At 71.6% G+C, this 12898-nt stretch carries 10 protein-coding genes; 9 read left to right on the top strand and 1 reads right to left on the bottom strand.

The genetic code is table 11. The features are described from left to right. Positions 1–58 precede the first annotated feature (58 nt). The gene (locus AC3EUJ_RS34230) at positions 59–1858 is read right to left on the bottom strand and encodes a bifunctional metallophosphatase/5'-nucleotidase (RefSeq protein WP_431968409.1); all 1800 of its coding nucleotides are present in this window, start codon (positions 1856–1858) and stop codon (positions 59–61) included. 219 nt (positions 1859–2077) lie between these two features. On the opposite strand from AC3EUJ_RS34230, the gene AC3EUJ_RS34225 reads away from it, so the two are divergent. From AC3EUJ_RS34225 to pstB, 9 genes are all read left to right on the top strand, one after another. After that, complete coding sequence (locus AC3EUJ_RS34225; protein WP_431968407.1) at positions 2078–3274, top strand: MFS transporter; 1197 nt, start codon at positions 2078–2080, stop codon at positions 3272–3274. Next, on the top strand, positions 3271–4215 hold the full coding sequence (gene mshD / locus AC3EUJ_RS34220) for a mycothiol synthase (protein ID WP_431968405.1): 945 nt from the start codon (positions 3271–3273) through the stop codon (positions 4213–4215). The genes AC3EUJ_RS34225 and mshD overlap by 4 nt, the downstream gene beginning before the upstream one ends. A 286-nt stretch (positions 4216–4501) precedes the next feature. After that, the gene (locus AC3EUJ_RS34215) at positions 4502–6820 is read left to right on the top strand and encodes an RNA degradosome polyphosphate kinase (RefSeq protein ID WP_431968403.1); all 2319 of its coding nucleotides are present in this window, start codon (positions 4502–4504) and stop codon (positions 6818–6820) included. Beyond that, positions 6801–8024, top strand: coding sequence for a CHAD domain-containing protein (locus AC3EUJ_RS34210; RefSeq protein WP_488180992.1), 1224 nt, complete (start codon positions 6801–6803; stop codon positions 8022–8024). Before AC3EUJ_RS34215 ends, AC3EUJ_RS34210 begins: the two co-directional genes overlap by 20 nt. 106 nt (positions 8025–8130) lie before the next feature. Continuing rightward, complete coding sequence (locus AC3EUJ_RS34205; RefSeq protein ID WP_431968399.1) at positions 8131–8508, top strand: NUDIX hydrolase; 378 nt, start codon at positions 8131–8133, stop codon at positions 8506–8508. Positions 8509–8721: 213 nt separating this feature from the next. Further along, the gene (pstS, locus tag AC3EUJ_RS34200) at positions 8722–9861 is read left to right on the top strand and encodes a phosphate ABC transporter substrate-binding protein PstS (RefSeq protein WP_431968397.1); all 1140 of its coding nucleotides are present in this window, start codon (positions 8722–8724) and stop codon (positions 9859–9861) included. A gap of 102 nt (positions 9862–9963) precedes the next feature. Then, positions 9964–10953 carry a phosphate ABC transporter permease subunit PstC gene (pstC, locus tag AC3EUJ_RS34195; protein WP_431968395.1) on the top strand — a complete coding sequence of 330 codons (990 nt, stop codon included), beginning with the start codon at positions 9964–9966 and terminating at the stop codon, positions 10951–10953. Next, positions 10950–12023 carry a phosphate ABC transporter permease PstA gene (gene pstA, locus AC3EUJ_RS34190; RefSeq protein WP_431968393.1) on the top strand — a complete coding sequence of 358 codons (1074 nt, stop codon included), beginning with the start codon at positions 10950–10952 and terminating at the stop codon, positions 12021–12023. Before pstC ends, pstA begins: the two co-directional genes overlap by 4 nt. Before the next feature lie 43 nt (positions 12024–12066). Then, positions 12067–12843, top strand: a complete 777-nt coding sequence (gene pstB / locus AC3EUJ_RS34185; protein WP_431968391.1) for a phosphate ABC transporter ATP-binding protein PstB — start codon at positions 12067–12069, stop codon at positions 12841–12843. Positions 12844–12898 lie beyond the last annotated feature (55 nt).

Here is a 12898-nt window from a genome sequence, read left to right as displayed (position 1 = left end):
CCCCCCCCCCCCCCCGGGGCCGAGCACGGTCGCGGGACCGGCCCGCTCGTGCTGCGTACTACTGGATGATCGTGATGCGGTCGGCCGCCGGGGCCGCAAGCGGCGCGGAGGCCGAGGAGTTGGCGGTCAGGTAGGCGTTGAGCGCGGCCAGGTCGTCGCCGCCGACGAGCTCGTCGGTACCCTTGGCCAGCTCGCCGAAGCCGTCACCGCCGCCGGAGAGGAAGGAGTTCATCGCGACGCGGTAGTTCGCGGCCGGGTCGATCGGAGCGCCGCCCAGGCGGATCGAGTCGGTCACGACACGGGCGGCACCGGACTTGGTGAGGTCCAGCGTGTAGGTCAGGCCGGACGAGATCTGGAGGATCTTCGGAGCGGCCTCGTTGCTGCCGCTGACCTGCTGCTGGAGCGCGGTGACCAGCTGGGCGCCGGTCAGCGTCCGCAGGTTGACCGTGTTGCTGAACGGCTGGACGGCGAAGCCCTCGGCGTAGGTGACGACGCCGTCGCCCTCGCTGCCGGAGGCCTTGTGCACCAGGTCGGTGCGGATGCCGCCGGGGTTCATCAGCGCGATCGTGGCCGAGGGGTCGAGGGTCTTGGCGTACGCGAGCTGCGCGTCAGCGATGAGGTCGCCGAGGGCGGACTCGTTGCCGGTCCGGGTGATGTCCTGGGAGATCCAGCCGACGGTGCGGCCGGCGATCGGGGCGGCCAGCGTCTGCCAGCGGCTGATCAGCGAGGTCATGTCCGCGGCCTTGTTCCGGGTGCGGTCCACGACGTGGTTGGAGCCCCGGACCGAGGAGCGCACGATGTCGTGCGTGTGCGTGTCGTACTTCATGTCCAGCTCGGTGAAGAGCCGGCCGAAGGACGCCGCGCTGGTGACCAGGCGGTCGTTGCCCTCGGGGTCGGGGACGGTGCAGACGTACGCGGTGTGGGTGTGGCCGGTGACCAGCGCGTCCACGTCCGCCGAGGTGTTCTTGGCGATGTCGACGATCGGGCCGGACAGGCCGGTACCCGAGCCGCCGGCGTCGCAGTCGTAGTTGTACGCGGAGGAGGCGGGGAAGCCGCCCTCGTGCACGAGCGCGACGACGGCGTTGACGCCCTGGCGCTTGAGCTCCTTGGTGTACTTGTTGATCGTCTCGACCTCGTCGAGGAACTTCAGGCCCTTGACGCCCTCGGCGGTGACGATGTTCGGGGTGCCCTCGAGGGTGACGCCGATGAAGCCGACGCGGACGCCCTTCACCTTCTCGATGGTGTAGGGCTTGAGCAGCGGGCGGCCGGTCTTCTCGTCGACGACGTTCGCCGAGAGGATCGGGTAGTCCGCGCCCTTGAACTTCCGGCCCTCCTCGTAGCAGCCCTCGACCGGGTGGCAGCCGCCGTTCTGCAGCCGGAGCAGCTCGTCCTTGCCCTCGTCGAACTCGTGGTTGCCGACGCCGGTGACGTCCAGGCCCAGCTTGTTCATGGCCTCGACGGTGGGCTCGTCGTGGAACAGGCCGGACAGCAGCGGGCTGGCGCCCACGATGTCGCCGGCGGCGACGGTGAGCGAACGCTCCTGGCCCTCGCGGGCGGTGCGCAGGCTGGAGGCAAGGTACTCCACGCCGCCTGCGTCGACGGTCTTGGTGGTGCCGTCCGCCTGGAGCTCGGTGACGCGGCCGGAGGAACCGGCCGGGGGCTCCAGGTTGCCGTGGAAGTCGTTGATGGCGAGCAGTTGGAGGTCGACGGTACGGCTGCCGTGGCCGTGTCCCCCGTGCTGGGTCTCGTGGGCCTGGGCGGCCGGGCTCGCTATGACGAGCGCGCCGACCGCGGCCAGACCGGCGGTCGCGGCGGCGACGCGGCGTGCGGCACGGCGACGCGGGTGGGTCACTGACATGGGTCCCCTTGGACGTGAACGATGGATGAGAGGGGGAGGACTGCCGCAGCCTATTGTCAACGCGCGTAGTTGTCAGTGGCTTTGCGGTTACGGGCCGGTTTCGACTGATCGGTACACGACGGGCAGCCGACTACTTCGTCTCGTATTCCGGAATCACCTGTCTCGCCATTCAAACCAGCGGCATAGTTGGATCCACCACCGACCGAGGAGGTGCACCCCATGCGCCGCCGCTGGCTGATGCTCGCCCTGGGCACCGCGGCACAGACCGCCGCCTGCGCTTTCGTCTACGGAGTCCCCTATCTGGCCGCCGTGTTGCGGGACACGGCGCAGCTGACGCTGCCGCAGATCGGGCTCCTCATCGCCTGCCCCACCGCCGGGCTGGTCGCCGCCCTCGTCGCCTGGGGCGCCGCCGCGGATCGTCACGGCGAGCGCGTCGTCATCGCCACCGGCCTGGGCGGCGCCGCGGCGCTGCTCGCCGTCGCGGCCGGCGCGGTGGGCACCGGAGGCGGCACGACGGCGCTGGGCGCGCTGCTCGCCCTGGCCGGCGCGGCGGGGGCCTCGGTGTACTCCGCGAGCGGACGCCTCGTCATGGGATGGTTCTCCGCGCGGGAGCGCGGTCTGGCCATGGGCATCCGGCAGACCGCCACCCCGCTCGGCATGGGCGTGGCCGCGCTGACCATGCCCCCGCTCGCCGCCGCGTACGGGGTGCGCGGCGCCTTCGGCTTCCTGGCCGCCGTGTGCGGGGGCGTCGCCTGCCTGGTCGCGCTGCTCGCCGCCGACCCGGCACGCCCGCAGGCCGGTCCCGGGGCGGCCCCGGACGTCAACCCGTACCGGGGCTCGGCCGCCTTGTGGCGGATCCACGGCGCGGGCGCGCTGCTGGTCGTACCGCAGTTCACGGCGGGTGCCTTCGCCCTTGTGCTGCTGGTGGACACCCGGGGCTGGTCCGCGGTCGGCGCCGGCCGGCTGATCGCCGTCGCGCAGGTGCTGGGGGCCTGCTTCCGGATCGCCGCCGGGCGCTGGTCGGACCGGGCCGGCAGCCGGCTGCGGCCGATGCGGCAACTGGCCGTCGCCACCGCCGTGGTGGTGGCCGCGGCGGCCCTGACCGCGGCCTTCCCCTCACCGCTGACCGCCGTCGCCCTCGTACTGTCCATCGGGATCACCGCCAGCACCAACGGCCTGTCGTTCACCGCCACGGCCGAACGCGCCGGCCCGTCCTGGTCCGGCCGTGCCCTCGGCGTCCACAACACGGGCCAGAACCTGACCGCCGCCGTCGTCCCGCCGCTGTGCGCCACCCTGATCTCGGCCGCCGGCTACTGGCCCGCCCTCGCCGCCGCGGCGGTCATGGCCTGCTGCGCGGCGGCACTGGTGCCGCTGGACACCTCGCGCACCCCCGCGGTCGTAAGCTCGGTCCCATGACCGACGCAGCAGCACAACAGACCGCCGTGGGCCCCCGCAGGATCGAGACCCTCGACGAGCTGAGCCCGGCCCGGGCCGACGCGGTCCTGGCCCTGATCGAGGCGGCCGCGGCCGTCGACGGCCAGGCCGCGGTCTCCGAGCAGGGCCGGCTGCACCTGCGCGGCGGCGCCCGCGAGGGCGTACGCCACCTGCTGGTCGAGAGCGACGGCGTGCTCGTCGGGTACGCCCAACTGGAGGACACCGACCCGGTCGAGGCCCCGGCCGCCGAGATGGTCATCCATCCCGCGTACCGCACGCAGGGCCACGGTCGCGCCCTCGGGCACGCCCTGCTCGCCGCCTCCGGCAAGCGGCTGCGCGTGTGGGCGCACGGCGGCCACCCCGCCGCCCGCCACCTGGCCGGGCTGCTCGGCCTCGCCCTCTTCCGCGAGCTGCGGCAGCTGCGCCGCCCCTTGGAGGAGGGCACCGGCGCGCCCCCGCTGGGCGATCCCGTGCTCCCCGCCGGCGTCACCGTGCGCACCTTCGTCCCCGGGCAGGACGACGCCGCCTGGCTGGCGGTCAACGCCGCCGCCTTCGCGCACCACCCCGAACAGGGCAGCCTCACCCAGCGCGACCTCGACGACCGCAAGGCCGAGCCCTGGTTCGACCCGGCCGGCTTCTTCCTGGCCTTCCGCGGCGACCGGCTCGCCGGCTTCCACTGGACGAAGGTGCACGAGCGCGAGCGCCTCGGCGAGGTCTACGTGCTGGGCATCGACCCCGAGGAGCAGGGCGGCGGCCTGGGCCGGGCGCTGACCCTGATCGGGCTGCGGCACCTCGTGCACGACCGCGGCCTGCCGACCGCGATGCTCTACGTCGACGCGGACAACGCCCCCGCTCTCGCCGTCTACGAACGCCTCGGCTTCACCACGCACGAGGTCGACCTGATGTACCGGACCGAGACCTGACGCTCCCCTGGACGGGCGGTCCGGCCCCCGGCGGGGCCATTCGGGTGACCGCCCGGACACGGCCGGTACGTACGGCGATTTCCTGTCCGCCACCTGCCCGTTACCGGCGATTCAAACTCGCTTGCGAGCATCTGTGGATGCAGACGCCCGCCGCGACCCACCTTCCCCCTGTCGACCTGCCGGTATCCCGGCGCGCCAGGGACAATGGGGGCATGGTCGGCGGCCGGGTTCCGCGTGCCGCCGACCACGTGATCGACGTGCCGGATCCGGAGGAGGGCTCGCACCCATGGCCTCGATGAACTTCCCGACGAACGCCCGGACCGAACGGTCCGGCTCCGGTGCTCCGGCCGAGTCCGAGACCCGGGCCGAACCGTCCCCGGCCGAACCGGCCCCGGCCTACGGCCGCCCGCACGTCGTCCCGCCCCTGCACCCCGAACTGAAGCGCCTGGACGGCCTCTCGACCCTGCCGCGGCCCGCGGAGCAGACGGGCGAGGCCCGTCCGGCCGAGGCCGTGAAGGACGAGGGCGCGGACGAAGAACTCCCGCTGAACCGTTTCCTGGACCGCGAGCAGAGCTGGCTGGCCTTCAACGAGCGCGTGCTGGAACTCGCCGAGGACCCGGCCACGCCCCTCCTGGAACGGGCCAACTTCCTCGCGATCTTCGCCAGCAACCTGGACGAGTTCTTCATGGTCCGCGTCGCCGGCCTGAAGCGCCGCATCACCACCGGCGTGGCCCAGCGCTCGGCCTCCGGCCTGCCGCCCACCAAGGTGCTGGAGAACATCCTCAGCCGCGCCCGCGAGCTCATGGCCCGGCACGCCGCCTGCTTCCAGAACGACGTGGCCCCGGCGCTCGCCGAGGAGGACATCCACATCATCCGGTGGAACGACCTCACCGAGAAGGAGCAGGCCCGGCTCTTCACCCTCTTCCGAAACAAGATCTTCCCGGTCCTGACCCCGCTGGCCGTCGACCCGGCGCACCCGTTCCCGTACATCTCCGGCCTGTCCCTGAACCTGGCCGTCACCGTACGCAACCCGGTCTCCGGGCACGACCACTTCGCCCGGGTGAAGGTCCCGCCGATCCTGTCCCGGTTCCTCGAGGCCGGCCCGCAGCGCTTCGTCCCGCTGGAGGACGTCATCGCCGCGCACCTGGAGGAGCTCTTCCCCGGCATGGAGGTGCTGGACAGCCACATGTTCCGGGTGACCCGGAACGAGGACCTGGAGGTGGAGGAGGACGACGCGGAGAACCTGCTCCAGGCCCTGGAGAAGGAGCTGCTGCGGCGCCGCTTCGGTCCCCCGGTCCGCCTGGAGGTCGAGGAGTCGATCGCCCCGCAGGCCCTGGACACCCTGGCCCAGGAGCTGAACATAGCGGACGCCGAGGTCTACCCGCTGCCCGGACCGCTCGACCTGACCGGGCTGTTCGCGATCGCCGGGCAGGACCGTCCGGAGCTGAAGTACCCGAAGTTCGTCGGCGGCACCCACCCGGACCTGGCCGAGGTCGAGTCCGCGCACGCCACCGACGTCTTCGCGGCGCTGCGCGAGCGCGACGTGCTGCTGCACCACCCGTACAACTCCTTCTCCACCTCCGTGCAGCGGTTCCTGGAGCAGGCCGCGCAGGACCCCGACGTCCTGGCCATCAAGCAGACCCTGTACCGCACCTCCGGCGACTCGCCGATCGTGGACGCCCTGATCGACGCCGCCGAGGCCGGCAAGCAGGTGCTGGTGCTGGTCGAGATCAAGGCGCGCTTCGACGAGCAGGCCAACATCAAGTGGGCCCGCAAGCTGGAGGAGGCCGGCTGCCACGTCGTCTACGGCCTGGTCGGGCTGAAGACGCACTGCAAGCTGTCGCTGGTGGTCCGCCAGGAGGGCGACACCCTGCGCCGCTACAGCCACGTCGGCACCGGCAACTACCACCCGAAGACCGCCCGGCTCTACGAGGACCTCGGGCTGCTGACCGCGGACCCGCAGGTCGGCGCCGACCTGTCCCACCTGTTCAACCGGCTCTCCGGCTACTCGCGCCGTGAGACGTACAACCGCCTGCTGGTGGCGCCGCGCAGCCTGCGCGACGGGCTGGTCTCCCGGATCCTCGCGGAGATCGCCCACCACCGCGAGGGCCGGCCCGCGTACATCCGGATCAAGGCCAACTCGATGGTCGACGAGGCGATCATCGACGCCCTCTACCGGGCCTCCATGGCCGGCGTGCCCGTCGACGTCTGGGTGCGCGGCATCTGCGCGCTGCGCCCGGGGGTGCCGGGCCTGTCGGAGAACATCCGGGTGCGCAGCGTGCTCGGCCGCTTCCTGGAACACTCCCGGGTCTTCGTCTTCGGCAACGGAGGCGACCCCGAGGTGTGGCTCGGCAGCGCCGACATGATGCACCGCAACCTCGACCGCCGGATCGAGGCACTGGTCCGGGTCTCCGACCCCGCGCACCGGGCCTCCCTGAACCGGCTGCTGGAGACCGGAACCTCGGACTCCACCTCGTCCTGGTGGCTCGGCCCGGACGGGGACTGGACCCGGCACAGCACCGACGCCGAAGGGCGTCCGCTGCCCCACATCCAGGAGATGCTCATCGACGCGCGGAGGCGCCGGCGTGGCCCAGCGACACCCTGACACGGCAGTGACGCCCGCCGGCCTGACGGCCGGCGGGCTCCCCGACCGTGAGGCCGGTGCGGTCCTCGCACCGTACCTGCGGGAGGAGGCCACGGCCTTTCTGCGCGCCCTGGCCCCACGCGAGGGCGAACTTGGCCGGCCCCAGGACGACACCGCCGAGTCCGGCCGCCGGATGCGCCGCTCGGCCCGCCGCATCGCCGGAACGCTGCACACCTTCGGGTCGCTCACCGACCCGGGCTGGGCCGACCCCCTGCGGGCCGAACTCGGCTGGCTGACCGACACCCTCGGCCGCGAGCACCGCTACGCCGCCCGGCTCGGCCGGCTGATCGGCGCACTGCAGCGGCTGGCCTCCGCGGAGGACGCCGGCGGCATCCCCGCCGCTCCCCTCCCCGCCGACGACGACCTCGGCCTGTGGCTGCCGGTGCCCACCACCGCGCCGGACCCGGCCGCGGCGGCGTCCGAGGCGTCCCGCGAGCGCCCGGGCGGCGTCGCCGAGGCCCCGGAACCGCTGACCGCGGTGGCCCGCGCCGCGGCCAACCGCCGCTCCCCCGCCCCGCCGCAGGCCACCGAACGCGGCGCCGCCGCGAGCGGCCCGCTCGCCGTGGGCGCCGCCCGGGCCGGCGCCCTGCTGGAGCGTCAGCTCACCCTCGCCCGGACCCGGGCGCACTCCGCCGCCCTGCAGGCCATGGGCTCCTCGCGGTTCCATGCGGTGGTGGACGCGGTGGCGGTGCTCGCCTCCGAGGTGCCGCTGTCCCCGGCGGCGCGCAAGCCCGCCGCCACCGTGCTGCCGCTGCTGGCGGAGCAGGCCCATGCCCGGCTCACCGAGGCCGCGGCCGCGCTGCCGCTGCCGCGCGCGAGGCACCCGTACAACGGTGAGACGCTGCACGCGGCACTCGCCGGCGAGCTGCCCACCGAACGCCAGGACGCGGCGTGGAACCGGGTCCGCGTACTGCTGCGGCTGCGCCGCTACGCCCAGGAGGTCCTCGCGTACGACGACCAGGACTCCGCCGCCCGGCTGGCCGCCGCGGCGCGGGTGCTGGAGCAGCACCGGGAGGCGGCGGAGGCCGCGGCCGCCGTCACCGCCGCCGCCCGCACCCCGCGGATCGCCCCCGCCACCGCCTACGCGCTGGGGGTGCTCCACTCCGACCAGCGCCTGGAGGTGGAGGCGGCCCGGTACGCCTTCGCCCACCTGTGGACGCGCTGACCGGCCCGGCCCGTCCGCGGGAGCTGCCGTCGCCCGTCGCCCGGAAAGGAGCACCACCATCGCCTCCACCGGCACCGCCGACACCCCCATCCTCGCCGCCGGAGCGGTGCTGTGGCGCCGCTCCCCGCTCGACGAGGGCCTGGAGATCGCGCTGATCCACCGGCCCAAGTACGACGACTGGTCGCTTCCCAAGGGCAAGTTGAAGCGCGGGGAGACGGCGCTGGACGGCGCGCTCCGCGAGGTCAAGGAGGAGACCGGGCTCGACTGCGTGCCCGGGCGGGTGCTCCCCTCCTCCACCTACGTCGTGGAGGGGCGCGTGAAGATCGTGCGCTACTGGGCCGCCGAGGCACGCGAGGGCTCCTTCTCCCCCAACCGCGAGGTCGACCGCATGGTCTGGCTGCCGCCGGCCGCCGCGCGCAACCGGCTCACCCATGAGCGGGACCGTGCCGTACTCGACGCGTTCCTGCGCGGAACGCGCATCTGACGGTGGGACGCTGAGACGTACGCCACTCGGCGTGGGCCACGGCACCGCACTGATATGCGAGGTTCACCTTGCGTTCACCCTTGGCCGTCGACCACTTCACCTGATCTGCCTAATTTCGGCCTTACCGGTGAGCGAGCAGCCGCCGGGTGGATGCAGAAATCCATACCTCTGCTTCGCCGTCCACCGGCGGGCTTCAGGAAGGAATCACCAAAGGTGAAGCTTCAGCGTAAGAGCGGGCTCCGCGCTCTGGCCGTCGGCGCGGTCGCGGTCTCGGGTGCCCTCATGCTCACTGCGTGCGGTTCGGACGACAACACGAACGCGGGCGGCGACAGCAGCAAGGCGCCCACCTCGTCCAGCAGCATCAAGTGCGCGGACAAGGGCGGCCAGCTCCTCGCTTCGGGCTCCTCGGCGCAGCAGAACGCCATGGACGCCTGGGTCAAGAACTACCAGCAGGCCTGCTCCGGCGCCCAGATCAACTACAAGGCGTCGTCCTCCGGTGAGGGCATCATCGACTTCAACAACGGCACGGACGGCTTCGCCGGCTCCGACTCGCCGCTGAAGCCCGAAGAGGTCGAGGCGTCCAAGAAGGTCTGCACCGACGGCACCGGCATCAGCATCCCGATGGTCGGCGGCCCGATCGCCGTCGGCTACAACCTCTCCGGCGTGGACAACCTGGTCCTGGACGCCCCGACCCTGGCCAAGATCTTCGACTCGAAGATCACCAAGTGGGACGACGCGGCCATCAAGAAGCTGAACCCGGACGCCAAGCTTCCCAGCACCAAGATCCAGAGCTTCCACCGGCAGGACGAGTCCGGCACCACGGACAACCTGACCAAGTACTTCAACGGTGCCGCCAAGGACGCGTGGCCGTACGAGCACGCCAAGGCGTGGGCGGGCAAGGGTGGCCAGTCCGCCGCCAAGTCCTCCGGTGTCGCGGCCCAGGTCAAGCAGGTCAACGGCTCGATCGGCTACTTCGAGCTCTCCTACGCGACCGCCAACAGCATCAAGACGGTGAAGATCGACACCGGCGCCTCCGCCCCGGTCGAGGCCACCGCCGACAACGCCTCCGCCGGCATCGCGCAGGCGAAGGTCGTGGGCACCGGTGCCGACCTGTCCCTGGACATGTCCGCCGCGTACACCACCAAGGCCGACAACGCCTACCCGATCGTCCTGGTGACCTACGAGATCGCCTGCGACAAGGGCAACAAGGCCGAGACCCTGCCGCTGGTGAAGTCCTTCCTGGGCTACACCGCCTCCGAGGAGGGCCAGTCGATCCTGGCCGAGGCCGGCTACGCGCCGCTCCCGGCCGAGATCGCCACGAAGGTCCGCTCCACCGTGGACGCCCTGTCCTGACCCAGTCGGCCGGCCCCGCGACGCGATGTCGCGGGGCCGGCCGCACTTCCGGTGCACCGCCGCCGGGGGAGTGATCCCCCACCCAGACCGGAGAGAAAACCGATGGCTACAACCGCACAGAACCCCACCCCGCCAATGGCCACAAGGCATGCCGGGGCCACAGTCACGCGCCCCGGCGACAAGATCTTCTCGGGGCTCTCCCGTGGTTCCGGCATCCTGCTGCTGGTGATCATGGCGTCGATCGCGATCTTCCTGACGATCCGCGCGATCAACGCGATCTCCAAGGACCACGGCAACTTCCTGACCACCTTCGAGTGGAACGCCGGCGCCAACCCGCCGGTCTTCGGCATCGCCGTGCTGGCCTACGGCACGATCGTCAGCTCGATCATCGCGATGGTCATCGCGGTCCCGATCGCTGTCGGCATCGCGCTGTTCATCTCGCACTACGCGCCGCGCCGCGTCGCCGCCCCGCTGTCGTACATCGTGGACCTGCTCGCCGCCGTGCCCAGCATCATCTACGGCCTGTGGGGCGCGCTCTTCCTGGTCCCGCACCTGACCGGCCTGAACATGTGGCTGGACGACTACCTCGGCTGGACCGTCGTCTTCGAGAAGGAAGACCCGCAGGGCGCGGCCCGCTCGATCTTCACCGTCGGCATCCTGCTGGCGATCATGATCCTCCCGATCATCACCAACGTCAGCCGCGAGGTCTTCCGCCAGGTGCCGCGGATGCACGAGGAGGCCGCCCTGGCCCTCGGCGCGACGCGCTGGGAGACCGTCCGCATGTCGGTGCTCCCCTTCGCCCGGTCCGGCATCATCAGCGCCTCGATGCTCGGCCTCGGCCGCGCGCTCGGCGAGACGATGGCCGTCGCCACGGTGCTGTCCGCCTCGCCGATCCTGTCGGCGCACATCCTGGACCCGGTCGGCGGGACCTTCTCCCAGAACATCGTCGCCAAGTTCGGCGAGGCCAACGAGTTCGGCCGTGACGCGCTGATCGCCTCCGGTCTGGTGCTCTTCGTCATCACGCTGCTCGTCAACGGCGCCGCCCGCGCGATCGTCGCCAAGCGCAAGGAATACTCGGGGGCCAACGCATGAGCCACGCCATAGCAGACAAGCGCTCCGCCCCCGCGGTGCCGCAGCGCGCCCTGGCCCAGCGCCGGCTCCCCACGTGGGCCCCCGCGGGCATCGCGGTCGGCGCGATCGCGCTCGCCGTCGGCATCGGCCTCGGGGCCGGCCTGGACAGCAGGATCCAGTGGGGTCTGATCGCCGTCCTGCTGTTCGTCCTCGGCACCTATGTGATCGCCACCGTGGTCGAAGGCCGCCGCCAGGCCAAGGACCGGGTCGCCACCAGCGTCATCTGGGCGTCCTTCGTCCTCGCCGCACTCCCGCTGTACTCCCTGATCCAGACCACGGTCAGCAAGGGCGTCAAGATCCTCGACGGCGCCTTCCTGTCGCACTCCATGAACGGCGTGCTGACCATCGGCGAGGGCGGCGGTGTCTACCACGCCATCATCGGCACCCTGGAGCAGGTCGGTATCGCCACCGCCATCGCGGCGCCGATCGGCATGATGACCGCCGTCTACCTGGTCGAGTACGGCAAGGGCCGCCTCGCCGGGGCCGTGACCTTCTTCGTCGACGTCATGACGGGCATCCCGTCGATCGTCGCCGGTCTGTTCATCCTGTCGACCTGGAACCTGATACTGGGCTTCGGCCCCTCGGGCTTCGCCGGCGCCATGGCCCTGGCCATCCTGATGATGCCGGTGGTCGTCCGCTCCACCGAGGAGATGCTCAAGCTCGTCCCCAACGAGCTGCGCGAGGCCTCGCTGGCCCTCGGTGTCCCCAAGTGGCGCACCATCGTGAAGGTGGTCATCCCGACCGCGATCGGCGGCATCACCACCGGCGTGATGCTCGCGGTCGCCCGTATCGCCGGCGAGAGCGCGCCCATCGCGCTGTTGGTCTTCGGCAACAACCTGATCAACAACGACCCGTTCAACGGCCCCCAGGCCTCGTTGCCGTTCTACATCTACCAGCAGTACCAGAACGGCAATGAGCCGAGCTACGACCGGGCGTGGGCGGCGGCGCTCGTGCTGATCGCCTTCGTCATGATCCTCAACCTCGTGGCGCGCGGCATCGCGCGCTGGAAGGCCCCGAAGACCGGTCGCTGACGCGGCCAACATCAGCGACCCAAGGATTGCGAGCAACGCCACCATGGCCAAGCGAATCGACGTCAGCGGACTCTCCGCCTACTACGGCGGCTTCAAGGCGATCGACGACATCTCGATGAACATCGAGCCGCGCACGGTGACGGCCTTCATCGGCCCCTCCGGCTGCGGCAAGTCCACCTTCCTGCGCACCCTCAACCGCATGCACGAGGTGACCCCCGGCGGCCGCGTCGAGGGCAAGGTGCTCCTGGACGACGAGAACCTGTACGGCGCCGGTGTGGACCCGGTCTCCGTGCGCCGCACGGTCGGCATGGTCTTCCAGCGCCCCAACCCGTTCCCGACGATGTCGGTCTACGACAACGTCGCGGCCGGCCTGAAGCTGAACGGCGTCAAGAGGAAGAGCGACCTCGACACGATCGTCGAGAAGTCGCTGCGCGGCGCCAACCTCTGGAACGAGGTCAAGGACCGCCTGGGCAAGCCCGGTTCGGGCCTGTCCGGCGGTCAGCAGCAGCGTCTGTGCATCGCCCGCGCCATCGCGGTCGAGCCCCAGGTCCTGCTCATGGACGAGCCCTGCTCCGCGCTCGACCCGATCTCCACCCTCGCCATCGAGGACCTGATCGGTGAGCTCAAGGAGCGCTTCACCATCGTCATCGTGACCCACAACATGCAGCAGGCCGCCCGCGTCTCGGACCGCACCGCCTTCTTCAACCTGTCGGCGGTCGGCCAGCCCGGCAAGCTGATCGAGATCGACGACACGGAGCGGATCTTCTCCAACCCGTCCGTCCAGGCGACCGAGGACTACATCTCCGGCCGCTTCGGCTGATCCGTCCGCAGCCCGGCCACAGCCGTCCTGCGGTGCTGCATGGCGGTGCCACCGC

The organism is Actinacidiphila sp. bgisy160 (assembly GCF_057707815.1).
This window is presented reverse-complemented; position numbering and strand designations above follow the sequence as displayed.

Excerpts from the sequence above, each read along its gene's own strand:
- AC3EUJ_RS34230 (WP_431968409.1), bottom strand. The coding sequence starts at position 1,858 with ATGTCAGTGACCCACCCGCGTCGCCGTGCCGCACGCCGCGTCGCCGCC.
- AC3EUJ_RS34225 (WP_431968407.1), top strand. The coding sequence starts at position 2,078 with ATGCGCCGCCGCTGGCTGATGCTCGCCCTGGGCACCGCGGCACAGACC.
- mshD (WP_431968405.1), top strand. The coding sequence starts at position 3,271 with ATGACCGACGCAGCAGCACAACAGACCGCCGTGGGCCCCCGCAGGATC.
- AC3EUJ_RS34215 (WP_431968403.1), top strand. The coding sequence starts at position 4,502 with ATGGCCTCGATGAACTTCCCGACGAACGCCCGGACCGAACGGTCCGGC.
- pstC (WP_431968395.1), top strand. The coding sequence starts at position 9,964 with ATGGCTACAACCGCACAGAACCCCACCCCGCCAATGGCCACAAGGCAT.
- pstA (WP_431968393.1), top strand. The coding sequence starts at position 10,950 with ATGAGCCACGCCATAGCAGACAAGCGCTCCGCCCCCGCGGTGCCGCAG.
- pstB (WP_431968391.1), top strand. The coding sequence starts at position 12,067 with ATGGCCAAGCGAATCGACGTCAGCGGACTCTCCGCCTACTACGGCGGC.